Genomic DNA, 25,415 nt, shown 5'->3' on the forward strand with positions numbered 1-25,415 from the left:
GCGCTACTTCGTGCAGTTCGCGATCATCGTGTTGTTGTTCTGCACGGCGACCAGCGTGCCCGCCGCATCGGTGATGCTGCAGTTCAGCTGACCCGTCACGCTCGTCGCGGTGACCGAACCCAGCGTCACACCGGGATCCAGCGTCACGGTCTTCGCCCACGGCAGCGCCACGTTCACGTCGGTCTGCAGTGCACCCTGCGAATCGGTGTAGATGACCGTCACCAGGTCGAGCAGGCTGCGTTGACCGGTGACCCGGTAGGTGATGGTGTTCGGCGCCGCAGTGGGCGCGGGAGCCGCCTGGGCGGGTGTGTCGGTCGGCGTGGCGACGGCCGTGGGCGTCGGGGTCACCGTGGTCACGGTCTCCGGCGGCAGCGTGGCAGCGGGCGGCGGCGCCGCTGACGTGGTGACCGGCGGCGCCGACGTGGTGGCGGCCGGTTGGCTGGTGGTCACGGGCGGAGCGACCGTGGTCGACACCGAGCCGCTGTCCCCGCCGCCCAGGATGACCACCGTGCAGATCACCGCGACGAGCAGGATCGCGCCTGCGACGGCGGCGATCCAGATCCACCGCCGATCGATGGGCTCGTAGTACTCCTCGATGTCGTCGTAGTCGTCGAGGCCCTCGTAGTCGTCGTAGCGATCACGGTCGAGATCGACCGTTTCGCCGCCGTCGTCCCACTGACTCGGTATCCGTTCGGTCGGAGTCAGGGAATACGGCGAATATGCGGTATATGGCCTGTTCATGCAGCTGTCCCCGGTCGTTTCGTCCAATGCCGGGCCTGATGCTATCGAGACTGGTGTGACGAATGAGGTTGACCCGCTGGCCCTTTGGTCACGGTCCGGACTCGGTTCGGTCGCGGTCGTTTCGCTACTCGCGAAGGGGCACGCGCGGCGTCGGCCCGCAGTCGTCCACTAGCCTTCTTGGCGAGGAACACACGAACGGAAAGGGTCAGCGTGGAGGTCAAGATCGGTGTCGCCGACAGCCCGCGTGAGCTGAGCTTCAACAGTGCGCAGACACCCAGCGAGGTGGAGAAGTTGATCGCCGACGCGTTGGAGAAGGATGCGGGCGTGCTGGCCCTGACCGACGAGAAGGGCCGCCGCTTCCTGGTGCAGGCGAAGAAGATCGCCTACGTCGAGATCGGCGCCGCCGACGTGCGCCGCGTCGGATTCGGTGTGGGCGTGGTCGGCTCGGAGGCCATCAAGAGCGGGTGAGCGGCACGTGGGACAGGCCGCCCCAGATGAACTGCACCGTGCCCTCGACCGCGTCCTCCTTGGAGATCGGCCGGTCGTTGTTCAGCCAGTAGCGGGCTGAATCGACGCTGATGGCCACCAGACCGACGGCGATCATTCTGGCGCGGTGCGGTTCCAGCCCCGAGTCGTGGCTGATCAGGTCGAACACGGCGTCGGTGCATGCTTCGGTAGCGACCTTGACCTGCGCGGATACCTGCGGCTCGGTCACGTAATCGTTCTCGAAGATCAGCCGGTAGCCCTGACCGTCGTGCTCGATGAAGTCGAAGAAGGCATCCACCGCGGCCCGCACCCGCTGACGGTTGTCGGTGGTGGTGCGCAACGCTTGGCGCACACCGGAGACCAGGTTGTCGGCGTGCCGCTGCAACACGGCCAGGTACAGCTCGAGCTTCGACGTAAAGTGTTGGTACAGAACGGGTTTGCTCACACCTGCCCGGTCGGCGATTTCATCCATTCCGGCCGCGTGATAGCCGCGGTCGACGAAAACCTCGCTGGCAGCGGCTAGTAACTGCCCGCGGCGTTCGTCGCGCGGAAGCCGGTTTCCGCGCCGACCCGCACCGCCGTTCGCCACTTTCCTGGCGGCGGAGTTGGCGAGATCGCTCATCACGTCCTTCATCCGAATGGGTTTCGCAACGACATTACTACCGTTGGTCAGGCGTTTGCGGATCCACGGCTTCGCGCCGAGGTGGTGGCGCGCCGGAAGTGCAAGCCCAGCAGACTATGCCATCCTGTTCCGGTGACCTACGACTCCCGCACGCGAGGAGGATCGACGGGTCAGGGGCGTCGCGAAAGCGGCCGCGTACCCGTGTTGCGTGACGAGTGGCGAGAGCCCCTTCGCGCGCAGCGTGACCCCATCGCCGAGGATTCCGGTCGGGTCAGGTCCAATCGCGACGAGCATCGCCGTGCCCGCAAGCAGACATGGCTGGGCCGCTTCGTCTCCACCTACGGGTGGCGGGCCTATGCGCTGCCGGTGCTGATCGCATTGACGGCCGTGGTGGTCTACCAAACGATCGCGGGCACCAGCGCGCCCGCGCCCAAACAGGCCGAAGGTCCGGTGCAGGGGCCGCCGACCATTGGCGTGGCGAGCACGCAGATCATCGGCGCCCCGCCCAAGGGGCTCACCCAGTTCGACGTGAACCTGCCGACCGGCATCCTGCCCGAGGGCGGACCGTTCACCGAGGCGGGCGCCAAGACCTGGCATGTGGTGCCGGGCGCCACGCCGAAGGTCGGGGAGGGCACCGCCAAGACGTTCACCTACACCGTCGAGGTGGAAGACGGCGTCGACACCACAGGGTTCGGTGGCGACGACGGGTTCGCCAGGATGGTCAGCGAGACACTGGCCAATCCGAAGAGCTGGACCCACAATCCGCAATTCGCGTTCACCCGCATCGACGCCGGTGTGCCGGATTTCCGGGTGTCGTTGAGCTCGCCGATGACCGTGCGCGAGGGCTGCGGCTACGACATTCAGCTCGAGGCGTCGTGCTACAACCCGGCCTACGGCAACCAGCCGCGCGTGTTCATCAACGAGGCCCGCTGGGTGCGCGGCGCCGTGCCGTTCCAGGGCGACGTCGGCTCCTACCGGCAGTACCTGATCAACCACGAGGTCGGCCACGCGATCGGCTATCAACGCCACGAGCCGTGCGGCGAGAACGGTGCACTGGCGCCGGTGATGATGCAGCAGACGTTCTCCACCAACAACAACGACGCCGCCCGGTTCGACCCGCAGTCGGTCAAGCCCGACGGCAAGACGTGCCGGTTCAACCCCTGGCCGTATCCGATCGCCTGACACGTCGTCGGGAAGCATCAGGACCGGACTACCGTTGTGGTGGGTACTGCAGTGACCGTCAAATAAGGAGCAGTTCGGTGCCGACACCGTTGCCGCCGCTGGTAGAACCGGCGGCCGAGCTCACACGTGAAGAAGTTCAGCGCTACAGCCGCCACCTGATCATCCCGGACCTGGGGTTGGCCGGACAGAAGCGGATGAAGAACGCCAAGGTGCTGGTCATCGGCGCCGGCGGACTGGGGTCGCCGACGCTGCTGTATCTGGCCGCCGCAGGCGTGGGCACGATCGGCATCGTCGAGTTCGACGTCGTCGACGAGTCGAACCTGCAGCGCCAGATCATTCACGGTCAGTCCGACATCGGCCGCTCCAAGGCCGAGAGCGCGCGCGACTCCGTCCTCGAGGTCAATCCGCTCGTCGAGGTCCGCCTGCACGAGTTCCGTCTGGAACCGGACAACGCCGTCGACCTGTTCAAGCAGTACGACCTGATCCTGGACGGCACCGACAACTTCGCGACCCGCTATCTGGTCAACGACGCCGCCGTGCTGGCAGGCAAGCCGTACGTGTGGGGGTCGATCTACCGCTTCGAGGGCCAGGTGTCGGTGTTCTGGGAAGACGCTCCTAATGGTCTGGGCCTGAACTACCGCGATCTCTACCCGGAACCGCCGCCACCCGGAATGGTGCCGTCGTGCGCCGAGGGCGGTGTGCTCGGCATCCTGTGCGCGTCGATCGCGTCGGTGATGGGCACCGAGGCCATAAAGCTGATCACCGGCATCGGCGAGCCGCTGCTGGGTCGGTTAATGGTGTACGACGCGCTGGACATGAGCTATCGCACCATCAAGATCCGCAAGGATCCCGCGACGCCCAAGATCACCGAACTGATCGACTACGAGGAGTTCTGCGGCGTGGTGTCCGAGGCGGCTGCTGAAGCCGCGGCAGATTCCACGATCACCCCGCGCGAGCTGCGCGAGCTGATGGATTCCGGTAAGCCGTTGGCGTTGATCGACGTTCGCGAGCCCGTCGAGTGGGACATCAACCACATCGAAGGCGCCGAACTGATTCCGAAGGGCGCGTTCGAGTCCGGTGAGGCGCTGGCCAAGCTGCAGGTCGACAAGACCCCGGTGTTCTACTGCAAGACCGGCGTTCGCTCGGCCGAGGTGCTGGCCATCGTGAAGAAGGCCGGTTTCTCCGACGCGGTACACGTGCAGGGCGGAATCGTCGCATGGGGCAAGCAACTCGAACCCGACATGGTGATGTACTAACGGCGTCTTTGCCGCACTTCGCCTTAGGCTGAGGTGGTGACTGTCGAACGGCCGCCGGACCATGTGCTGGCGGCGTTCGGATTGACCGGTGTGCGCCCGGTTGCGCTCGGCTCCAGCTGGGAGGGCGGCTGGCGCTGTGGCGAAGTAGTGCTGTCGATGGTGGCCGATCACGCCCGCGCCGCATGGTCGGCGAAGGTTCGCGAGACGTTGTTCGTCGACGGGGTGCGGCTGGCCAGGCCCGTGCGCTCGACCGACGGCCGCTACGTGGTGGCCGGTTGGCGCGCCGACACCTACGTCGCGGGCACCCCCGAACCGCGCCACGACGAAGTGGTCTCGGCCGCGGTGCGGCTGCACGAAGCGACGGCGAAGCTGGAGCGGCCGCGCTTCCTGACGCAACCGCCCGTCGCGCCGTGGGCCGACGTGGACGTGTTCATCGCGGCCGACCGCGCCGCGTGGGAGGAGCGCCCGCTGCACAACCTGCCGGCGGGTGCGCGGGTGTCGCCGGGCACCGCGGACGGCCAGCGCTCGGTGGAGCTGATCAATCAGCTGGCGGCGCTGCGCCGGCCGACCAAGAGCCCGAACCAACTCGTGCACGGCGACCTTTACGGCACAGTGCTTTTCGCGGGCACGGCCGCGCCCGGCATCACCGACATCACGCCGTACTGGCGGCCGGCGTCGTGGGCGGCGGGCGTGGTGGTCGTCGACGCGCTGTCATGGGGTGAGGCCGACGACGGGCTGATCGAGCGGTGGAGCCCGCTGCCGGAGTGGCCGCAGATGTTGTTGCGAGCGTTGATGTTCCGGCTCGCCGTGCATGCGCTGCATCCGCGGTCGACGGCCGCGGCGTTCCCCGGGTTGGCCCGGACGGCGGCCCTGGTGCGACTCGTCCTCTAACTCGCGCGAACGTGGGTTACCCGCACACAAAACGCGCCTGAGGCGTGTTACAACCCCACACTCGCCGCGCTCAGAACTCGTGGCGCACCGCGGCCAAGTCGACGCGGCCGTCGCTGGCAAGCACGCCCTCGGCGCGCAGCAGTTCCAGTTGCCGCGGCCTCAGATGCGGCGCGGGCCTGCCCGACGCCCGGATCACCCGGTGCCACGGCAGATCCGACGAATCGGTGCGCATGATCCACCCGACGATGCGCGGGCTGGACAGCCCCGCCGCGTCGGCGATGTCGCCGTAGGTCGACACCCGGCCTGCCGGGATGGCCGCGACGAGTGCGCGCACGGTCTCGACCTGCTCGTCGGTGATCGCGGCCATTTCAGCCGCCCGCCACCTGCTTGATCACCGCCGCGGTCTCGGCGGGCCGTGCCTGGGGCACCATGTGGTCGCAGTCGAAGTCCACCAGCGTGAAGTCGGACCGCTCGGTCAGTCGGGTCCGCAGTTCCTCGGTGACATACGGCGGTCGGGTCTTGGTGGCGACCACCAGGGTGATTGGTATGCCGTTGCGGGGCAGACGGATTGGTCTGGCCAGCTCACTCCAGTACGACAACATCGCCGGGATGCTGATCCGCCACCCGACCCGGCCGTCGGGCAGGTCGATCAGGTGCTCGTCGAGTTCGCGGTCCAGTTCGCCCGCATCGACCTCGCCCCATGAGCCGTTGACCTTCTCCGAGCGGGCCTCCGCGCGGTCGGTGTAGTCGGGCGAGGCGAACATGTCGTCGGCGATCTCGCGCATCCAATCGCCGTCCAGGCCGACGGCGGGGTCGAGCAGCACCAGCGACGCCACCAGATCCGGCCGCGCCGCAGCCAGATTCAGCGCCACCGCCCCGCCGAACGAATGCCCGACCACGACGACCGGGCCCCCGGCTTCGGCGTCGAGCAGGTCGGCCAGTACGGCGACATTCGCGTCGATGTTCCACGGCGCGGCCCACGACGACCGCCCGTGCCCGATCAGGTCCGGTGCGACGATCGCGTAGTCGGGCAGGTGCCGGGTGGCCAGCGTCTGCCATCGCAGGCCGTGGCCCGTCAGGCCGTGCACGGCCAATATCTGCGGTGGGCCCGACGGTCCGAAGCGGTGTACGTGCAGCAGATCGGTCACGGACTCGATGCTGCCAGCAGCCGGCGCCGGCCGCTTGTCGGACCCCCATGGTGTCATGCCAACATGTCCGCACCGCAGACCGAACTGACGCCGGCCTCCCTGACCGAACCGGGCCTGCGCGGCGTGGTGCGCGTGCTCGGCGGAGCCGGTACGGGCAAGAGCAGCTTGCTGATTCGCGCCGCCACGGCCCACATCGCCGCAGGCAGCGATCCGGAATCGGTTCTGCTGCTGACGGGTTCGGCCCGGCTCGGCGCCAAGGCGCGCGCAGCCATCACGTCGGCACTGTTGTCGGCAGGAAGCCGCGCGGTGGTCCGCGAACCGCTGGTCCGCACGGTGCACTCCTACGCCTTCGCGGTGCTGCGGCTCGCCGCGCAGCGCAACGGTGATCCGCCGCCGCGCCTGATCACCAGCGCCGAGCAGGACGGCATCATCCGTGAACTGCTCGCGGGCGACCTCGAGGACGGTGACGCCTCTCCGGTGGCGTGGCCCAGCCAGCTCCGCCCGGCGCTGAGCACCGTCGGGTTCGCCGCCGAACTGCGTGACCTGTTGGCGCGCTGCACCGAGCGCGGCGTGGATCCCCTTGCGCTGCAACGCATCGGACGCAGCTACGGCAGGCCGGAGTGGCTCGCCGCGGGACAGTTCGCGCAAGCCTACGAGCAGATCATGCTGTTGCGCTCCGCCGTCGGCATGGCGGCGCCGCAGGCCACTGTGCCCGCACTCGGTGCCGCCGAACTGGTCGGCGCCGCGCTCGAGGCGCTGGCCACCGACGCCGACCTACTTGCCGCCGAGCGCAATCGGATCAAGCTGCTTCTGGTCGACGACGCGCAGCACCTCGATCCACAGGCGGCCCGCCTCGTCCGCGTGCTGTCCGCAGGCGCGGAGCTGACCGTCATCGCCGGCGACGTCACCCAATCGGTGTTCAGCTACCGCGGGGCCGACCCGTCCCTGCTGCGCGGCGACGAGCCCGCCATCACGCTCACCCGGTCACTCCGGAGTGCACCCGTCATCGCCGACGCCATCACCGCCGTCACCCAGCGGCTGCCAGGCGCCGACACCGGGGTGACCGGTGCCGAGCACGGCCCCGGCTCGTTGAACGTCCGCATCGCCGCCACACCGCACGCCGAGTCGGCACTGATCGCCGACGCGCTGCGGCGCGCGCACCTGGTCGACGGCGTGCCGTGGTCGCAGATGGCGGTGATCGTGCGTTCGGTGCCGCGCACGGGTGCCCCGCTGGCCCGCGCGCTCGTCTCGGCGGGAGTGCCGGTGGACGCCCCGTCGTCAAGCACTCCGTTGGCCGAACAGCCCGCGGTGCGCGCGCTGCTGACGGTGCTCGACGCCACGGCGCACGGCCTGGACGGTGACCGGGCGCTGTCGCTGCTGACCGGGCCCATCGGCCGCGTCGATCCGGTCTCGCTGCGTCAGGTGCGACGGGCGCTGCGCCGCGCCGACGGCAGTCAGCCGCCGCGCGAGTTCACCGATCTGCTCGTCGACGCCCTCGACGCCGACGCAGACGGGCTCTCCACCGAACTCGGCCGCCCGCTGCGCCGCGTGCGCACGGTGCTCGCCGCCGCGCGCAGCGCAGCGCAGGACGGTCTTGATCCTCGCTACATCCTCTGGCAGGCCTGGCATCGGTCCGGTCTGCAGCGGCGCTGGCTCGCGGCCAGTGAGCGCGGCGGCCTCGGCGGCGCGCAGGCCGACCGCGACCTCGACGCGGTGACCGCGCTGTTCGACGTCGCCGAGCAGTACGTGAGCCGGACGACGGGCGCGTCGCTGCGCGGCCTCATCGACCACGTCCAGGCGATGGGGGTGCCCGCGGCGTCGCGCGATCAGCGCCCGCAACCCGACGCGGTCGCCGTCGTCAGCGCTCATGCCGCACTGGGCCGGGAGTGGGAGTTCGTCGTCATCGCGGGTCTGCAGGAGGGGCTGTGGCCCAACACGACTCCGCGCGGCGGCGTGCTGGGCACCCAGCGCCTCGTCGACGTGATGGACGGCGTCGTGACGGAGGCCGACCGCGGACTGTCGAGTCGCGCGCCGCTGCTCGCCGAGGAACGCAGGTTGTTGATCGCCGCGATGGGCCGCACGCGTAGCCGCCTGTTGGTGACCGCCGTCGACAGCGACAGCGGGGACGAGGCGATGCTGCCGTCGCCGTTCTGCTACGAGTTGTCGGCGCTGGCGACCGACCCCGACAACGACCCGTCCGCGCCCATCCAGGCGCCGCCGGTGCTGTCCCCGCCCGACCTGGTCGGCCGACTGCGTGCGGTGGTGTGCGCGGCGCCGGGAACGGTCGACGACACCGCACGATCCTGCGCGGCAACGCAATTGGCGCGCCTCGCGCAGGCGGGTGTCACCGGTGCCGATCCGCAGCAGTGGTACGGCATGACGTCGCTGTCCAGCGACGCACCGTTGTGGGACGGCGACGAGCACGTGGTCACGGTGTCCCCGTCGACGCTGCAGACCCTGACCGACTGCCCGCTGCGGTGGCTGCTCGAACGCCACGGCGGCACCGACGGTCGAGACGTCCGCTCCGCGGTCGGCACACTGCTGCACGCGCTCGTCGCCGAGCCGGGCAAGACCGAGACCCAGATGCTCGACGAACTCGAAAAGCTGTGGAGCAAGCTGCCGTTCGACGCGAAGTGGTATGCGGACAACGAACTGGCGCGCCACCGCGCAATGCTTTCGGCGTTCGCGCAGTGGCGGGCGCAGACCCGCGGCGAGCTCACCGAGGTCGGCACCGAGATCGACGTCGACGGCACAGTCGGGCAGGGCGTGCGGGTACGCGGGCGGCTGGACCGACTGGAGCGCGACGCTGCGGGCCGGCTGGTGGTCGTCGACATCAAAACCGGCAAGACGCCGGTCAGCAAGGACGACGCGAAACGCCACGCACAGCTGGCGCTGTATCAGTTGGCAGTCGCCGAAGGGCTGCTGCCGCAGGGGGATACACCCGGCGGGGGCAGGCTGGTCTATCTCGGCAAGACGTCGGCGGGCGGTGCCACCGAGCGGGTACAGGATCCGCAGAACGCCGACTCCCGCGCGGAATGGCTCGAGTTGGTGCAGCACGCGGCGGCCGCGACGAAGGGCCCGCAGTTCGTCGCGCGGATCAACGACGGCTGCACGCATTGCCCGGTGCGCGCCATGTGCCCGGCCCAACATGCAGCAGGAGGACGAGCATGACCGCGCGTTACAGCCCGGCCGAATTGGCGTCAGCGCTGGGTCTTTTCGCACCCACCGACGAGCAGGCCGCGGTGATCGCCGCCCCGCCGGGCCCGCTGGTGGTCATCGCCGGTGCAGGCGCGGGCAAGACGGAAACCATGGCGGCCAGGGTGGTGTGGCTGGTCGCCAACGGGTACGCCCGCCCCGGCGAGGTGCTCGGGCTGACGTTCACCCGCAAGGCCGCGGGCCAACTGCTGCGCCGGGTCCGCACCCGGCTGGCCAGGCTGGCGGGCGCGGGCCTCGCGCCCCCTGCAGACGTCGCCGACGACCCGGCCACCGTCAGCACTTACCACGCGTTCGCAGGCACCCTGCTACGCGAGCACGGCCTGCTGCTGCCGGTCGAGCCCGACACCAGGCTGCTCAGCGAAACCGAACTGTGGCAGTTGGCTTTTCGGGTGGTCTGCGAGCATCCGCAGCACCTCGACACCGAGAAGAACCCGGCCGCCATCACCGCGATGGTGCTGCGGCTGGCAGGTCAGCTCGCCGAGCACCTCGTCGACACCGCGCAACTGCGCGACACCCACGTGGAGCTGGAACGGCTGGTGCACACGCTGCCCGCGGGGCCCTATCAGCGTGACCGCGGGCCCAGCCAATGGCTGCTGCGCATGCTGGCCACCCAGACCGAGCGCACCGAACTGGTGCCGCTGATCGACGCGTTGCATGCGCGCATGCGAGCCGAGAAGGTGATGGACTTCGGCATGCAGATGGCTTCGGCCGCCCGGCTTGCGTCGACGTTCCCCCAAGTCGGCGCGCAACTAAGGGACCGCTACCGGGTGGTCCTGCTCGACGAATACCAGGACACCGGGCACGCCCAGCGGGTGGCGCTGTCGTCGCTGTTCGGCCGTGGCGTCGACGACGGTCTGGCGCTGACCGCCGTCGGCGATCCGATCCAGTCGATCTACGGTTGGCGCGGCGCATCGGCCACCAACTTGCCGCGGTTCACCACCGACTTCCCCCTCGCCGACGGCACCCCCGCTCCCACCCTGGAATTGCGCACCAGCTGGCGCAATCCGCCGCGGGCGCTGCACCTGGCCAACGCAGTGTCCGCGGAAGCGCGGCGCCGATCCGTCGCGGTGCGGTCCCTGCGGCCCCGGCCGGACGCCCAGCCGGGTGAGATTCGTTGTGCCCTGCTGAACGACGTTGCCGCCGAACGTGATTGGCTGGCAGATCACTTGGCGAACATCTATCACGGCGCACGTGAGAACGGCGCCGCCGCGCCCACCGCGGCAGTGTTGGTGCGGCGCAACGCCGATGCCGCTCCGATCGCCGACGCGCTCACCGCGCGCGGTGTCCCGGTGGAGGTCGTAGGCCTGGCCGGGCTGCTCGCGGTGCCCGAGGTCGCCGACCTGGTGGCCATGCTGCGCCTGGTGGCCGATCCCACCGCGGGGTCGGCGGCGATGCGGGTGCTCACCGGACCCCGATGGCGGCTCGGCGGTCGTGACGTCGCCGCGCTGTGGCGTCGCGCGGTCGAATTGGACGGCCGGCCGACGCGTGAGGTCAGCACCGAGCAGATCGTCGCGCAGGCCGCCGCGGACGCGGACGCGGCGTGTCTGGCCGACGCGATCTGCGACCCAGGATCGGCGGACGCCTATTCCGAGGCCGGATTTCGTCGCATCGTCGCGCTCGGCCGCGAATTGACCGCGTTGCGAGCACATTTGACGCATCCGCTGCCCGACCTCGTCGCCGAGGTGCGACGGGTGCTCGGCCTCGACGCCGAGGTCCGCGCCGCCGTGCCGGTCAGCGCCGGGTGGTCCGGCGCCGAACACCTCGACGCGTTCGCCGACGTGGTCGCCGACGTGGCCGCGCGACCGGGTGCCACCGTGCCCGGCCTGCTCGCGTACCTCGACGCCGCCGAGCAGGTGGAGAACGGCCTGGCGCCCGCCGAGATCACCGTCGCCAACGACCGCGTCCAGATCCTGACCGTGCACGCCGCCAAGGGGCTGGAATGGCAGGTCGTCGCGGTGCCGCACCTGAGCGGCCGGGTGTTTCCCTCCACAGCGTCGGCGCGCACCTGGCTCACCGACGCCGGCGATCTGCCGCCGCTGCTGCGCGGCGACAGGGCCACCGTGTCGGAGCACGGCATCCCGGTGCTGGACACGTCGGACGTCAACGACCGGAAGCGGTTGTCGGACAAGATCTCCGACCACAAGCGCAGCCTGGAGCAACGCCGCACCGACGAGGAGCGCAGGCTGCTCTACGTCGCGCTGACCCGCGCCGAGGACGCCCTGCTGCTGTCAGGCCACCACTGGGGCGCCTCGGAGGCCAAACCGCGTGGCCCGTCCGCTTTCCTGTGCGAACTCAAGGACATCATCGAGGCGTCGGAAGCCGCAGGCGACCCGTGCGGCGTCATCGAACACTGGGCGCCGGCGCCGCCCGACGGCACCCCGAACCCGCTGCGCGACAAGGCTGTCGAAGCGCTCTGGCCCACCGATCCCGTCGGTGCGCAGCGACGGCACGTCGACACAGGGGCGGCGATAGTGGTGCAGGCAATGTCCGGTGGCTTGGCGGTCGACGCCGACAACGGTTGGGTCGCCGACGTCGACGCACTGCTGGCGGAGCGTGACCGCGCCGAAGACAAGCCGGCGCCGCCGTTGCCCGCACAGCTTTCGGTCAGCACGCTGGTCGAGTTGGGGCGTGACCCGGATGCGGTCGTCCAGCGGATGCGCCGCCGTCTGCCCACCCGCCCCGATCCACATGCCTTGCTGGGCACCGCATTTCACGACTGGGTGCAGCGGTTCTTCCACGCCGAGCGGCTGTTCGACCTCGACGACCTGCCCGGCGCGGTGGACCGCGATGCCGGAGACGCCGAGGAACTCGCCGAACTGCAGGCGGCGTTCGCGCTCTCGCCGTGGGCGGCCCGCACACCGATCGACATCGAGGTGCCGTTCGACATGGTGATCGCCGGGCGGGTAGTGCGGGGCCGGATCGACGCGGTCTTCGCCGACGACGACGGCGGCGCCACCGTGGTGGACTGGAAGACCGGCGATCCGCCCGCAACGCCAGAAGCCATGCAGCAGGCGGCAATTCAGCTCGCGGTGTACCGGCTGGCGTGGGCGCAGCTGCATGACTGCCCGCCCGACAAGGTTCGTGCGGTCTTCCATTACGTCCGGTCCGGGCGGACCGTCACCCCCGACGCGCTGCCCGGCGCCGACGACCTCGTCGCGCTGCTCGACGCCGCCTAGGAGCGGCGGTAGATCTTCAGCGCCGACGTGATCATCGGGATCTGCAGCGGCAGCCGGGCGTACGCGCCCAGCCGCATGAAAAGCGGCTTGTGCTTCCACAGCCGGCACATGTTGAAGTTCGCGGGCCACACCGCCAGGAACAGCGCGACCGCCGCCAATGCGCCCAGCTTGCGGGTGCGCGGCGCGAGCAGCAGCGCGCCGGTGGTCAACTCCGCGACCCCCGAGGCATAGGTGTAGAACCGCTGGCTGCCAGGAAGCTCGGCCGGGACGATGTCGTCGAACGGCTTGGGCGCAACGAAATGCAACGTGCCGATGCCGAACAGCATCGCGGCCATCCGCAGAGCCGGTGTCGGGTTGGCGATCCGCTGCAGTTCGGGTGGGGGAGAGGTCATGGTTACATTGTGGCGTGCGCCCACTCGGATCGATGGCGGGTACCCGTGGCTAAAGGCAGGTTGCGACGCCGCCTCGCGGCGATCGACGAGAACCTGACCTCACGACCGGATGCCGCGCTCGTCGACATCCTCCGCATCCCCGAACCGTTTGTCAGTCCTGGTCAGCGCATTTTCCGCCGGATCATCTACGCGACGCTGGCGTTGTTCGCGGCGGTGATGATCGTCTACCTCGACCGTGACGGCTACCGCGACGTCCAGGACAACCAGTTGTCGTTCCTGGACTGCCTGTACTACGCGACGGTGTCGTTGTCGACCACCGGGTACGGCGACATCACGCCGTTCACGCCGGAAGCTCGACTGGTCAACGTGCTGGTGATCACACCGCTGCGGATCGCCTTCCTGATCGTCCTGATCGGTACCACTGTGGAGACGCTGACCACCCAGTCGCGCCAGGCGTTGAAGATCCAGCGATGGAGGAGCAGAGTGCGCAACCACACCGTCGTCATCGGATACGGCACCAAAGGCAGGACGGCGGTGGCCGCGATGGTCGGCGACGAGGTGGCACCCGCCGACATCGTCGTCGTCGACGAGAACGTCACGGCGCTCGAACGTGCGAGAAGCGCAGGCCTTGTCACCGTGCACGGTGACGCGACCAAGTCCGAGGTGCTGCGGTTGGCCAGCGCCCAGCACGCGAAGTCGATCATCGTCGCGACCGACGACGACGCCAGCGCGGTGCTGGTGACCTTGACCGCCCGCGAGTTGGCGCCCAAAGCCAAGATCATCGCCGCCGCACGGGAAGCCGAGAATCAGCACCTGCTGCAGCAGTCCGGGGCGGATTCGACGGTGGTGTCCTCGGAGACCGCGGGCCGGCTGCTTGGAATCGCCACGCAGACGCCGAGCGTTGTCGAGATGATGGAAGACCTACTGACCCCCGACGCGGGGTTCGCATTGGCCGAACGCGAAGTCAGCCCCAAGGAGGCGGGCGGTTCGCCCCGGCACCTTTCCGACATCGTGCTCGGCGTCGTCCGGAACGGCGAACTGTTGCGCGTCGACGCCCCAGAGGTGGACGCCCTCGAGCTCGGCGACCGGCTGCTCTACATCCGCAGCGCGGAAGCCGAGCGATGACAAGGAGTTTCGAGCTTCGCAACGTCCCGCTGTTGTCCCGTGTCGGGGCCGACCGTGGCGACGCGTTGCGCACCGACATCGACGCGGCCATCGCCGGCTGGCCGGATGCCCTGGTGCTGCGGGTCGACCGCCGCAACCAGGTGCTGATCTCCGGCGGCCAAGTGGTGCTGAGCAGCGCCGCCAAACTCGGTGACAAGCCACCGGAGAACGCGGTGTTCCTCGGGCGCCTCAACGACGGCCGGCACGTGTGGGGGATCCGGTCAGCCCTGGAAGGTCCTGAGGACCCGCACGCCGAGACCGAGGTGCTCGACCTGCGCCGCGCCGGGCAGATCTTCGACGACGTCAGCGCGCAACTCGTGGCCACCGCCACCGCGCTGCTGAACTGGCACGACCATGCGCGGTTCAGCGCGATCGACGGCGCACCCACCAAGTCGATCAAGGGCGGCTGGGCGCGTGTCAACGCCGCCAACGGGCACGAGGAGTTTCCTCGCATCGACCCCGCGGTGATCTGCCTGATTCACGATGGCCACGACCGCGCCGTGCTGGCCCGCCAGACCGTGTGGCCCGAGCGGCTGTTCTCTCTGCTGGCCGGTTTCGTCGAGGCGGGCGAGTCGTTCGAGGCCTGTGTCGCGCGTGAGATCGCCGAGGAGATCGGGCTGACCGTGTCCGACGTGCGCTACCTGGGCAGCCAGCCGTGGCCGTTCCCGCGGTCGCTGATGGTCGGCTTCCACGCGGTCGGCGATCCGGAGCAGGAGTTCTCGTTCAACGACGGCGAGATCGCCGAGGCGGCGTGGTTCACGCGCGCCGAGATCCGCGAAGCGCTTGCCCACGGCGACTGGAACAGCGACTCACCGTCGCGGCTGCTGCTGCCTGGATCGATCTCCATCGCCAGGGAGATCATCGAATCCTGGGCTGCTCAAGACTGACCGACTCGGCACGGATGTCGCTGGTCACCATCAGGTCGACGAGTTCCTCGAACGACATCTCGGGTTTCCAGTCCAGCGCCGCGTGCGCCTTCGACGCGTCGCCGATGAGCACGTCCACTTCGGCGGGTCGCATGCGTGCCTCGTCGACGCGGACGTACGGCGCCCAGTCGGAGACGCCGATCGCGGCGAAGGCCAGGTCGACGAACTCGGAAACCGAATGCGCTTCGCCGGTGGCGAGCACGTAGTCATCCGGCTGGTCCTGTTGCAGCATCTGATGCATGCCCTGCACGTAGTCGCCCGCGAAACCCCAGTCCCGCAGCGCCTCCAAGTTGCCGAGCGACACGCTGTCCTGCAACCCGAGCGAGATCCGCGCCACCGCCTTCGAGATCCGTCGCGTCACGAATTCCGTTCCGCGACGCGGGGATTCGTGATTGAACAGGATGGCCGAGCTGGCGTGCATCCCGTAGGATTCGCGGTAGTTGACGGTCATGTAGTGGCCGTACGCCTTGGCGACGCCGTATGGCGAGCGTGGGTGGAAGGCAGACGTCTCGGACAGCGGGATCTCGCGCGCCTTGCCGTACATCTCCGCGCTGGACGCCTGGTAGAACCGCACCTCGTGCCCGGTGGCCTGCTGGTAGGCGCGCACCGCTTCCAGCATGTTCAAGACGCCGCCGCCGGTGACGTTGCGCGTCAGATGCGGCGTCTTCCAGGAGTAACCGACGTAAGTGATGGCGGCCAGGTTGTACACCTCGTCGGGTCGCGCGTCGTCGAGGGCTTGACGCAGGCTCGACACATCGAGCACATCGCCGTAGAGCAGCTGCAGCTTCGGGATTTCCTCCCGCAGCGACGGTTCCTTCGGGTTGTTCTGCCCCCGGATCAACCCATAGGTGCGGTAGCCCTTGGAGATCAGCAACTCGGCGAGATATCTGCCGTCCTGACCGGTGATGCCGGTGATGAGTGCCGTTCTCTGTGTGGCCACATGCACCCCCATTGGCTCGCCCCGCAAGAACGCGTGCTTAGCTATTGCCACTTTCCTGGGGAAGCAAACCTTCACAGGTGACGCACAGAAAAGCTCACACCAGCGGCGTCCATCGCCGGAAACGACGAGTCCGCCCTCCAGGCGTTATCGCTTCAGCTTTGCCTTGACCTCGGCCCCGCTCGGGTTGGTCAGGGTGGAGCCGTCGGCGAACTTCAGCGTCGGCACCGTCTGATTGCCGCCGTTGACCGACGAAACGAACTCCGCCGCCGCGGGATCGGTCTCGATGTCGACCTCGATGAACGCGATGCCTTCGGTCTTCAACACCTTCTTCAGGCGAAAGCAGTAGCCACACCACGAGGTGGTGTACATGGTCAGTCCAGCAGACGAGGAAGTCATAAGTGTGTCAACGTATCGGATCGCGCCAACATGCCCGCGCTGTGTCGGGCATATGTCACAGCCCCCTGCCAAGATGGACCGCATGTCGGTCGAGGCGCCTTCGTCGCGCGACGAGCTCATCGGTGACCTCGACGACGAACAGCGCGAAGCCGTTCTCGCCGCTCGCGGCCCGGTGTGCGTGCTGGCAGGGGCGGGCACCGGCAAGACACGCACCATCACGCGGCGCATCGCCCACCTCGTCGCGGCCGGACACGTCGCCCCGCAACAGGTGCTGGCGGTGACGTTCACGTCGCGCGCGGCGGGGGAGATGCGCGGCCGGTTGCGGGCGCTGGACGACGGGGTCGGCACCGGTTCGGTGCAGGCGATGACGTTCCATGCCGCGGCCCGCCGCCAGCTGTCCTACTTCTGGCCGCGCGTCGTCGGCGACACCGGATGGCAGCTGCTGGACACCAAGTTCTCCGTCGTCGCGCAGGCCGCCAACCGCTCCGGACTGCCCACCAGCACCGACGACGTGCGCGACCTCGCGAGCGAAATCGAATGGGCCAAAGCCTCTTTGATCAGCCCCGAGGGATATGCCGGCGCGGTCGCGACGGCGGGCCGCGACATCCCGTTCGACGCCGCGAAGATCGCCGACGTCTACGCCGCCTACGAGAAACTCAAGGCCCGCCACGACGGGATGGCGCTGCTCGATTTCGACGACCTGCTGCTGCACACCGCTGCGGCCATCGAGAACGACGCGAGCGTGGCGCAGGAATTCCGGGACCGCTACCGCTGCTTCGTCGTCGACGAATACCAGGACGTCACCCCGTTGCAGCAGCGGGTGCTCGACGCGTGGCTCGGCAACCGCGACGACCTCACGGTGGTCGGCGACGCCAACCAGACCATCTACTCGTTCACCGGCGCCACACCCCGGTACCTGCTCGACTTCTCGCGGCGCTTCCCCGATGCCGCGGTGGTGCGCCTCGAGCGCGACTACCGGTCTACACCGCAAGTGGTGTCGCTGGCCAACCGGGTGATCGCTGCGGCCCGCGGCCGAATGGCGGGCAGCAAACTGCACTTGGTCGGCCAGCGCGACCCGGGTCCGAATCCCACCTTCAGCGAGCATCCCGACGAGGTGGCCGAGGCCGCCGCGGTCGCCAAGAAGATCAAGAACCTGATCGAATCCGGCACCCCCGCCGCCGAGATCGCGGTGCTCTACCGCATCAACGCCCAGTCCGAGGTCTACGAAGAGGCGCTCACCGCGGCCGGTGTCGCGTTTCAGGTGCGCGGCGGCGAAGGGTTCTTCAGCCGTCAGGAGATCCGCCAGGCGCTGTTGGCGCTGCAACGGGCCGCCGAACGTGAGGCAGAGGGCGCCCTGCCCGACGTCGTGCGCGCCGTGCTCGAACCGCTGGGGTTGACCGCGGAACCGCCCGCCGGTACCAGGGCCCGCGAGCGGTGGGAGGCGCTGACCGCGTTGGCCGAACTCGTCGACGAAGAGGTGGCGCTGCGGCCGTCGCTGGATCTGCGCTCGCTGCTCGCCGAACTGCGGCAGCGTGCCGACGCCCGGCACCCCCCGACGGTGCAGGGCGTCACCTTGGCGTCGCTGCACGCCGCCAAGGGCCTGGAGTGGGACGCGGTGTTCCTGGTCGGCCTCGCCGACAACACCCTGCCCATCTCGCATGCGTTGGCGCACGGACCCGACAGCGAGCCGGTGGAAGAGGAACGTCGGCTCCTTTATGTCGGAATCACAAGGGCCAGAGTGCATTTGGCGCTCAGCTGGGCGTTGGCGCGAGCTCCTGGCGGTCGGCAGAGTCGACGGCCGTCGCGGTTTCTCAACGGCATCGCGCCGCAGTCGCCCGGCGACAGCGGCCCCAGCAAGCCCCGCCGTCCCCGCGGTGCCACCCCACGCTGCCGGGTCTGCAACAGCGCGCTGACCACCCCGCCGGCCATCATGTTGCGTCGCTGTGAGACGTGCCCGTCCGACATCGACGAGGAACTGCTCGCCCAACTAAAGGAGTGGCGTCTGCGCATCTCCAAGGAGATGAGCGTGCCCGCCTACGTGGTGTTCACCGACAACACCCTGATCGCGATCGCCGAGACGCTGCCCACCGACGACGCCGCGCTGGTCGCCATCCCCGGCATCGGCGCACGCAAGCTGGAGCAGTACGGCCCGGATGTGCTGGCGCTGGTCAAAGGCCGGAGTCGCTAGGCCGCCAAAGGTCGTAAAGATCGTGCCAAAAGCGCTGGTCAGAAAATCGATTGAGTTCTCAAGCTGATACGCTTAGCCTCAAGATCACACCGCGAGTCGAAAGGAGGGTGCCCGAAAATGTTGAGCAATGAAGCGTTCACCGGCGTAGGCGTTGCCGGCATGTCGCGCACCCTTCACGTCGCCGAGGCTGCTGCCGCGGCGCATCCCGCTTTTTGGGCGTACCCAGGCGCGGGAACCGCGGCCGCCATTACCCCGCAGCGTAAGCGCCGCAACGCCGCCGCGACTGGACAGTCCGTGGATCGAGGCACCACTTAGGTAGCGCCTCGAACGAAGCCGAAAGGCCACGGACCCGCAGTCAAGGATCCGTGGCCATTTTTATCGGAACACCTGGTCAGGGATCCATCAGAAGACAGATGGCCGACGAGAACCAACGACCAGGAAGCAGAGGTACGAGTCATGTCAGTTGCGATGAGCGCTCTCGCGAAGAGCGTCGAATCGGAGACATGCCGTGAGAGATCGATGCTGTCGGTGCCGTGTCATGTCGGGGACCCCGATTTGTGGTTCGCCGAGAACCCGCTTGACCTCGAGCAGGCCAAGGCGCTGTGCGCGGATTGCCCGATCCGCCGCGAGTGCTTGGCCGCGGCGCTGGAACGCCAGGAGCCGTGGGGTGTTTGGGGTGGCGAGATCCTCGAGCGCGGCTCGATCATCGCGCGCAAGCGCCCGCGTGGACGGCCGCGGAAGAACACCGTGGCCGCGCACGCAGGCAGCACGGAAGGTGACAGCTCGGCAGCCGCGTAAGCGCTGCCGGGTTGTCCCCGCGCCGACCTAGGCCGCCTCTTCGGCGAAGCCGGGAATCAATTCGGTGGCAAGCCGCCTGGCGGGCACATGCGCGTCGAGTTGGCATGCGATCGCGACGTTGGAGGCGATCACCCGCATCGGAATGGCCAGTTTCGCCGGAATGTCCATCTGCCGGGCCGCCCTGATCTGACCCGCGGCACGATCCGGCTTCATGTTCGCAGCGGTGATGCGCTGCAACCATTTCCGCGTGTAGTGGAAGACCTCGACCTCGAGCGGCTCCACGTACTGCCGCATCAGTTCGTCCATTTCGCGCTTGGACACCTGCTCGCCCTTTTGCACGAACCCGATGGCCTGCATGGTCGTCAGCAGGTTGTCGTAGTCGTCGTTGAGCGCATACCGCGTCGCCAGTCCGATCTCGGGCGGGATCCCGCCCGGCATCGGCGCCACCGCGCCGAAGTCGATGACACCCATCTTGCCGTCGGGCAACAACATGAAGTTCCCAGGATGCGCATCGCCGTGCATCATCTCCAGCCGCCGCGGCGCGTCGTAGGTCAGCTCGAAAAGCCTGCTGCCCATCAGGTCTCGCTGCTCGGTGGTGCCCTCGCGGATGATCACCGACAACGGAATGCCTTCGATCCATTCCTGGATGACCACCTTCGGCGCGCTCGCCACGATGCGCGGGACGACGAAATGCGGATGTCCCTCATAGGCTTTCGCGAACGCGCGCTGGTTGTCGGCCTCGAGCCGGTAATCGAGCTCCATCTCGGTGCGCTCGATCAGCTCGTCGACGACGCCCTGCACGTCGGCGCCGGGGGAGAGTTGCTTGAGCACGCTGACCATCCGCTGCATGGTCTTCAAATCCGCCCGCAGCGCTTCGTCGGCGCCCGGGTACTGGATCTTGACCGCGACCTCGCGGCCGTCCGACCACACCGCCTTGTGGACCTGGCCGATGCTGGCCGACGCGACGGGGGTGTCGTCGAACGAGGAGAACCGTTCGCGCCACTTGGTGCCCAACTGGCCGTCGAGCACGCGGTGCACCTTCGCCGCGGCCAGCGGCGGCGCCTCGCGCTGCAACTTGGTCAACGCCTCCCGGTACGGCTTGCCGTACTGCTCGGGAATCGCGGCCTCCATCACCGACAGCGCCTGCCCGACCTTCATCGCCCCGCCCTTGAGTTCACCGAGCACGGTGAACAACTGCTGGGCGGCCTTGTCCATCAGTTCCGCGTTGACCTCGTCTTTCGACTTACCGGTCAGCCGTTTGCCGAAGCCCAACGCGGCCCGGCCCGCCATGCCGACTGGCAAGCTAGCCAGCTTGGCGTTGCGCGCGGCCCGACCCCGTTTGATGTCAGTCACCTAACTATCATCCCTGACGTTTCTGAGTGCCTCGCACCGAGTTGGCAACAGGCGTTTTCAACACCAGCACCGGGGATGGCGCGACCACCTGCGCGCCACGATCGCACCGGCGTCGACGTTGAACTCCAGCGTGGTGTCCAGGGTCGGCGGCGGTTCCGTCGCAGCCGCGACGGCATGTCCGTCCCGCACCGCGCGGATCACCCTGTCGACCTGGTTGAGCGCCAACGCGGCGGTGCCAAGCACGGTGGCCCGGTCGGCGCTGCCGACCACGTTGCGCAACTGTGATGCGACCGCGGGCCACGCCGCGTCACGGTCAGTGCGGTGCAGATCCGCGCACTGCAGACAACTGGTCACCCCGGGGATCACCAGCGGGCCGACCAGGCCTGCGCCGTCGCGCAGTCGCACCGGCAGATGCGCCACCCGTGCGGTGTGCAAGTCGCGGACCACCCGAGGCTCGGCGACCAGGAAATCGGCCAGCACCACCAGGTCCGTCGTGCCGGGCGGGGCCGCCTGCGTGACGCTCGACCGGGTCACCCTCGCGCCCGAGCAACGCAACCCGCGGGCCACCAGATCCGACAGCGGCCCCCGTCCATGCACCCGGACCGACGGACAGCGCCTCCGCTCCGGCGCAGCCGACACCACGCCGGCCTCGATCAGCGAGACGACGAGGTCGCCGGCGTCGACCTCGAAGCGCTCCTGCAGGTCGGCCAGCGTCGCACCGGCCTGCAATGCGCGCAGCAGGTCGGCCAGGCCCGCCGCGGTCAAACCGGCGGGCGGGTGCACCAGCACCGCGCGCCGCGGATCCCACCCCACCTGCACCGCGCCGTCGGGGCGCAGCAGCACCGGCATCGCCGGATCCAGTGTGTAGCGCTGCATGCGCCGACTCTGCCACGGATTGCGCTGCGCCCCGACCACTTATCCACAGGACCTAGGCGGCGACCGCCTCGATCACACTCTGTGGGGAATCCGCCGTCAGCACCGCGGTGCGGCGCAGTCCCGCCCGCTCCAGCAGCGCGTCGAACTCCGGCAGTGTGCGCTCGCGGCCGTTGACGACGGCGAGCATGTTCAGGTCCATCATGGCGCCCAACCGGTTCTCACCGGCGTCATCGACGACCATTTCGAAGATCGCCACCCGACCGCCGGGTTCCATCGCCGTGCGGCAACTGCGCAGGATCTTCACGCTGTCCTCGTCGTCCCAGTCGTGCAGGATGAACTTCAGCAGGTACAGGTCACCCGCGGGCACGGACTCGAAGAAGTCGCCGCCGACCACCTCGGTGCGTTCGGCGTAACCGTGCGCTGCGATGTGGGCCTTCGCATCCTGGGCGATGTTCGGCCGGTCGAACAGCACGCCCTGCAAATTCGGGTTGGCACGCTGCAGCAAGGTCAGCAGTGTGCCGTTGGCGCCGCCGACGTCGACAGCGCGCCGCACGGTGCTGGTGTCGATCAGCGCGGCGAGTGCGGGTGCCCACACCGACGTGCCGCCGCTCATGGCGGCGCTGAATTCCTTTGCAAGCGACGGGTTCTGCTCGAGATAGTCGAAGAAGTCCATGCCAAGCGCGTTGTGCGCATGGCTGTGCCCACTGCGCACCGATTCGCCGAAATTCACCCACGGCAGCCACGACGCCTTGTTCGTCACACCCTTGGCGATTGCGTTCAACGAGCGGGGCGCGTCGGCGCGCAGGGTGTCCAGCAGTGCGGTGCCATGAAAACGACCGGCGTCGTCGACGGTGACCATACCGAATGCGGCGCACGCCCGCAGCAACCGCAAAGTCGTTGCCGGGGCACTTGTTTCGCGCTCGGCGATCTCGTCGGCCGTGAGCGGACCTGCGGCCAGATGGTCGGCGAGCGAGAGTTCGGCCGCGGTGCGGACGATTCCGCTGACGCAGTAGCCGAAGATCATCTCGGTCACCTGCTGGTGCACGTCAACGACAGCTTCAGACAACGACATCACGGGGTCCTCTCGACGGTGGGCCTGCTCGTGCGGCCCGTCGATCAGACAAACGGCCGACGTCTCCGATACTGTTCAATCCCTAAGGGAATTCTCAGTTTTCGGTGTCGTCGTCCTTGTCGGATTCCTTCTGCAGATCGGCGATCGCCTGGTCGATCGCCGCGTCCATGTCGCTGGTGTCGCCGCCGATCATCCGGTCGATGAAGCCCGCGGGGGCGTCGAGGTCCTCGGCGGTGGGCAGCAGGTCGGGGTGCTGCCATACCGCGTCACGCGCGTCGGAGCCGACGGCCTGCGTAAGGCGCTCCCACAGCACCGCGGCCTCCCGCATCTTGCGCGGCCGCAACTCCAACCCGACCAGTGTCGCGAAGGTCTGCTCGGCAGGGCCGCCGGTGGCACGGCGCCTGCGCAGCGTCTCGCTCAACGCGGACGTGCCGGGGATCCGGTCGCCCAGCGCATCGGAAACGACGGTCTGCACCCAGCCTTCGATCAACGCCAGCATCGTCTCCAGCCGCTCCAGCGCCGCCGTTTGCTCCGGCGTCGCCTTGGGCTCGAAGATGCCCTGATTGAGCAGCTGCTCCATCTGCGAGGGATCGGTCAGCGCCGCCGGGTTGAAGCCCTGCGCGAAGTCCTCGATGCCGCTCATGTCGATCTTCATGCCCTTGGCGAACGCCTCCACGGCGTTGAGCAGCTGGCTGGACAGCCACGGCACGTGGCTGAACAACCGGTGGTGCGCGGCCTCGCGGGCGGCCAGGAACGTGATGACCTCGCTGCGCGGCTGCTCGAGCCCCTCCGACAGCGCCTCAATGGCCTCAGGCATCAACGCCGCCACACCCTTGGGGCCGAGCGGCAGCCCGATGTCGGTGGAGGTCAGCACTTCGCGGCTCAGCTTGCCCAGCGCCTGACCGAGCTGTGAGCCGAACGCCATGCCGCCCATCTGCGACATCATCGCCAGCAGCGGCGCCGCCATGCTCTTCGCTTCTTCGGGCAGCGCCGACGCCCACACCGTCGAGATCTGTTCGGCGACCGGATCGCACAACCGCTTCCAGGTCTCCAGCGTGTTGTCGATCCAGTCGTTGGGGGTCCACGCGACCGCTTTGGTGGTGCCGGCAGGCAGCGCGGTCGCGCCGTCCAGCCACGTCTCGGCCAGATGGACCGCATCGGAGATCGCGGCGGTGGTCTTCTCGGGCACCGGCGCGACGAACCCGATGGGGCTGGACGCCAGTTGCCGGGCAAGGTCGTAATTCACCGGGCCGGACTGCTTGCCGCCGGTCATCACGTTGCCGGCGCCGCTGAACATCTCCCCGAGTCTGCTGAAGATCTGGCCGAGCTGTGACATGTCGAATTCGGACCCGCCCAGCCCGAACGGATCCCCACCGGCGTCGGGTTCTTTCTTGGGCTTATCGCGGTCGGGGTCGTCCCCGGAGGAGAAGCCGAAAGGCAGGTCAGCCATGTCCTCAACGGTACTCACCGGCTTGCGGTCATGTGGCTTCGCGGGTCACGCCGAGAGCGAACCGTACATTGGTCGCCGTGAACAGGCGGATTTCTACGCTGCTGGTCGCCTTGGTGCCCATCTTGGCGTTCGGGGTGCTGCTCTCGTTGGTGACGGTGCCGTATGTGTCGCTCGGGCCGGGGCCGACGTTCGACACCCTCGGCGAGGTCGACGGCAAACAGGTCGTCGACATCGAGGGCACCGACGTCAAGCAAACGGCGGGCCACCTCAACATGACCACGGTGTCGCAGCGCGACGACCTCACCCTCGGGCAGGCGTTGACGCTGTGGATGTCGGGCCGCGAGCAGCTGGTTCCACGTGATCTGGTGTATCCCCCGGACAAGTCGAAGGACGAGATCGACCAGGCCAACAACACCGACTTCAAGCGTTCCGAGGACAGCGCCGAGTATGCGGCCCTGAGCTTCTTGAAGTACCCGTCGGCGGTGACGGTGGAGAACGTCAGCGACCCCGGCCCGTCGGTCGGCAAGCTGCAGCGCGGGGACGCGATCGACGGCTTCAACGGTAAGCCGGTCGCCAACCTCGACCAGTTCACCAGCCTGCTCAAGGCCACCAAGCCCGGCGACACCATCACCTTGGACTACCGCCGCAAGAACGCGCCCGCGGGCGTCGCCACCATCACGCTGGGTTCCAACCCGGACCGCGACTACGGATACCTGGGCGTCGGGGTGCTGGATGCGCCGTGGGCGCCGTTCTCGATCGATTTCAATCTGGCCAACATCGGCGGCCCGTCGGCGGGCCTGATGTTCTCACTCGCCGTGGTCGACAAGCTGACCACGGGCGATCTCAACGACGGGAAGTTCGTCGCGGGTACCGGGACCATCGATGCCGACGGCAAAGTCGGGTCGATCGGCGGTATCACGCACAAGATGCTGGCGGCCAGGGAAGCGGGCGCCACGGTGTTCCTGGTGCCCGCCGATAACTGTGACGAGGCGAAGTCGGCGCACGACGACGGGCTGGAGTTGATCAAGGTGGACAGCCTGACGCAAGCCGTGGATGCGCTGCATGCGCTTTCTGCCGGTGGCGAACCTCCCCGCTGCTGAGAATCTGCCGTGCAGCGAATGCGTAAAGTTGGGACCACATCG

22 protein-coding genes are annotated in these 25,415 nt (G+C 68.4%); 11 read left to right on the forward strand and 11 right to left on the reverse strand.

All coding sequences use genetic code 11. The annotated features are described in order from the left end of the window. Positions 1–3 precede the first annotated feature (3 nt). Positions 4–741 (reverse strand): MmpS family transport accessory protein, encoded by a 738-nt coding sequence (locus tag C1A30_RS13125; RefSeq protein ID WP_101950173.1) that lies wholly within the window; start codon positions 739–741, stop codon positions 4–6. A gap of 210 nt (positions 742–951) precedes the next feature. Between C1A30_RS13125 and C1A30_RS13130 the strand changes: the two genes are divergently transcribed. After that, a complete protein-coding gene (locus C1A30_RS13130) occupies positions 952–1,209 on the forward strand; it encodes a DUF3107 domain-containing protein (protein WP_101948720.1) in 258 nt (85 codons plus the stop codon). Here the strand turns inward: C1A30_RS13130 and C1A30_RS13135 are convergent. Then, complete coding sequence (locus C1A30_RS13135; RefSeq protein WP_067802996.1) at positions 1,196–1,849, reverse strand: TetR/AcrR family transcriptional regulator; 654 nt, start codon at positions 1,847–1,849, stop codon at positions 1,196–1,198. The genes C1A30_RS13130 and C1A30_RS13135 overlap by 14 nt on opposite strands. A 132-nt stretch (positions 1,850–1,981) precedes the next feature. On the opposite strand from C1A30_RS13135, the gene C1A30_RS13140 reads away from it, so the two are divergent. From C1A30_RS13140 to C1A30_RS13150, 3 genes are all read left to right on the forward strand, one after another. Further along, positions 1,982–3,031 carry a DUF3152 domain-containing protein gene (locus C1A30_RS13140; protein ID WP_101948721.1) on the forward strand — a complete coding sequence of 350 codons (1,050 nt, stop codon included), beginning with the start codon at positions 1,982–1,984 and terminating at the stop codon, positions 3,029–3,031. A 77-nt stretch (positions 3,032–3,108) separates the two neighbouring features. Next, positions 3,109–4,287 (forward strand): adenylyltransferase/sulfurtransferase MoeZ, encoded by a 1,179-nt coding sequence (gene moeZ / locus C1A30_RS13145; RefSeq protein WP_101948722.1) that lies wholly within the window; start codon positions 3,109–3,111, stop codon positions 4,285–4,287. A 36-nt stretch (positions 4,288–4,323) separates the two neighbouring features. After that, positions 4,324–5,178: a TIGR02569 family protein gene (locus C1A30_RS13150; RefSeq protein WP_101950174.1), complete on the forward strand. Its 855-nt coding sequence runs from the start codon at positions 4,324–4,326 to the stop codon at positions 5,176–5,178. 70 nt (positions 5,179–5,248) lie between these two features. On the opposite strand, the gene C1A30_RS13155 is transcribed toward C1A30_RS13150, so the two are convergent. Then, on the reverse strand, positions 5,249–5,545 hold the full coding sequence (locus tag C1A30_RS13155; RefSeq protein ID WP_101948723.1) for an MGMT family protein: 297 nt from the start codon (positions 5,543–5,545) through the stop codon (positions 5,249–5,251). A gap of 1 nt (position 5,546) precedes the next feature. Beyond that, positions 5,547–6,326, reverse strand: a complete 780-nt coding sequence (locus tag C1A30_RS13160) for an alpha/beta fold hydrolase (protein ID WP_304442188.1) — start codon at positions 6,324–6,326, stop codon at positions 5,547–5,549. A gap of 63 nt (positions 6,327–6,389) precedes the next feature. On the opposite strand from C1A30_RS13160, the gene C1A30_RS13165 reads away from it, so the two are divergent. Further along, a complete protein-coding gene (locus C1A30_RS13165; RefSeq protein ID WP_101948725.1) occupies positions 6,390–9,497 on the forward strand; it encodes an ATP-dependent DNA helicase in 3,108 nt (1,035 codons plus the stop codon). After that, positions 9,494–12,718 carry an ATP-dependent helicase gene (locus tag C1A30_RS13170; RefSeq protein WP_101948726.1) on the forward strand — a complete coding sequence of 1,075 codons (3,225 nt, stop codon included), beginning with the start codon at positions 9,494–9,496 and terminating at the stop codon, positions 12,716–12,718. The genes C1A30_RS13165 and C1A30_RS13170 overlap by 4 nt, the downstream gene beginning before the upstream one ends. Here the strand turns inward: C1A30_RS13170 and C1A30_RS13175 are convergent. Continuing rightward, positions 12,715–13,110: a hypothetical protein gene (locus C1A30_RS13175; protein WP_101948727.1), complete on the reverse strand. Its 396-nt coding sequence runs from the start codon at positions 13,108–13,110 to the stop codon at positions 12,715–12,717. The genes C1A30_RS13170 and C1A30_RS13175 overlap by 4 nt on opposite strands. Before the next feature lie 45 nt (positions 13,111–13,155). On the opposite strand from C1A30_RS13175, the gene C1A30_RS13180 reads away from it, so the two are divergent. Both C1A30_RS13180 and nudC read left to right on the forward strand, forming a co-directional pair. After that, positions 13,156–14,235 (forward strand): TrkA family potassium uptake protein, encoded by a 1,080-nt coding sequence (locus C1A30_RS13180; RefSeq protein WP_101948728.1) that lies wholly within the window; start codon positions 13,156–13,158, stop codon positions 14,233–14,235. Beyond that, positions 14,232–15,161 (forward strand): NAD(+) diphosphatase, encoded by a 930-nt coding sequence (nudC, locus tag C1A30_RS13185; protein WP_101948729.1) that lies wholly within the window; start codon positions 14,232–14,234, stop codon positions 15,159–15,161. The genes C1A30_RS13180 and nudC overlap by 4 nt, the downstream gene beginning before the upstream one ends. Here nudC and C1A30_RS13190 read toward each other — a convergent pair. Both C1A30_RS13190 and mrx1 read right to left on the reverse strand, forming a co-directional pair. Beyond that, positions 15,133–16,140, reverse strand: coding sequence for a GDP-mannose 4,6-dehydratase (locus tag C1A30_RS13190; RefSeq protein WP_235009860.1), 1,008 nt, complete (start codon positions 16,138–16,140; stop codon positions 15,133–15,135). The genes nudC and C1A30_RS13190 overlap by 29 nt on opposite strands. 144 nt (positions 16,141–16,284) lie before the next feature. Further along, positions 16,285–16,536, reverse strand: a complete 252-nt coding sequence (mrx1, locus tag C1A30_RS13195) for a mycoredoxin Mrx1 (RefSeq protein ID WP_101948731.1) — start codon at positions 16,534–16,536, stop codon at positions 16,285–16,287. A gap of 82 nt (positions 16,537–16,618) precedes the next feature. Between mrx1 and C1A30_RS13200 the strand changes: the two genes are divergently transcribed. Together C1A30_RS13200 and C1A30_RS13205 are read left to right on the forward strand one after the other, a co-directional pair. After that, the gene (locus C1A30_RS13200) at positions 16,619–18,724 is read left to right on the forward strand and encodes an ATP-dependent DNA helicase UvrD2 (RefSeq protein ID WP_200828253.1); all 2,106 of its coding nucleotides are present in this window, start codon (positions 16,619–16,621) and stop codon (positions 18,722–18,724) included. A 456-nt stretch (positions 18,725–19,180) separates the two neighbouring features. After that, a complete protein-coding gene (locus C1A30_RS13205; protein WP_101948733.1) occupies positions 19,181–19,522 on the forward strand; it encodes a WhiB family transcriptional regulator in 342 nt (113 codons plus the stop codon). A 27-nt stretch (positions 19,523–19,549) separates the two neighbouring features. Here C1A30_RS13205 and C1A30_RS13210 read toward each other — a convergent pair whose 3' ends face one another. The 4 genes from C1A30_RS13210 to C1A30_RS13225 all read right to left on the reverse strand — a co-directional run bounded on the left by C1A30_RS13210 (position 19,550) and on the right by C1A30_RS13225 (position 24,291). Next, the gene (locus C1A30_RS13210) at positions 19,550–20,875 is read right to left on the reverse strand and encodes an AarF/ABC1/UbiB kinase family protein (protein ID WP_101948734.1); all 1,326 of its coding nucleotides are present in this window, start codon (positions 20,873–20,875) and stop codon (positions 19,550–19,552) included. 57 nt (positions 20,876–20,932) lie between these two features. Continuing rightward, on the reverse strand, positions 20,933–21,751 hold the full coding sequence (locus tag C1A30_RS13215; RefSeq protein WP_101950175.1) for a cyclodehydratase: 819 nt from the start codon (positions 21,749–21,751) through the stop codon (positions 20,933–20,935). A 52-nt stretch (positions 21,752–21,803) separates the two neighbouring features. Further along, positions 21,804–22,823, reverse strand: a complete 1,020-nt coding sequence (locus C1A30_RS13220; protein WP_101948735.1) for a methyltransferase — start codon at positions 22,821–22,823, stop codon at positions 21,804–21,806. A 94-nt stretch (positions 22,824–22,917) separates the two neighbouring features. Further along, entirely contained in the window at positions 22,918–24,291 is a 1,374-nt protein-coding gene (locus C1A30_RS13225; protein WP_200828254.1) for a zinc-dependent metalloprotease, read from the reverse strand. 59 nt (positions 24,292–24,350) lie between these two features. Here C1A30_RS13225 and C1A30_RS13230 point away from each other — a divergent pair, with 59 nt between their 5' ends. After that, on the forward strand, positions 24,351–25,373 hold the full coding sequence (locus C1A30_RS13230) for a PDZ domain-containing protein (protein ID WP_200828255.1): 1,023 nt from the start codon (positions 24,351–24,353) through the stop codon (positions 25,371–25,373). The last annotated feature ends 42 nt before the right edge of the window (positions 25,374–25,415 follow it).

It is taken from the genome of Mycobacterium sp. 3519A (assembly GCF_900240945.1).
Lineage (GTDB): Bacteria > Actinomycetota > Actinomycetes > Mycobacteriales > Mycobacteriaceae > Mycobacterium.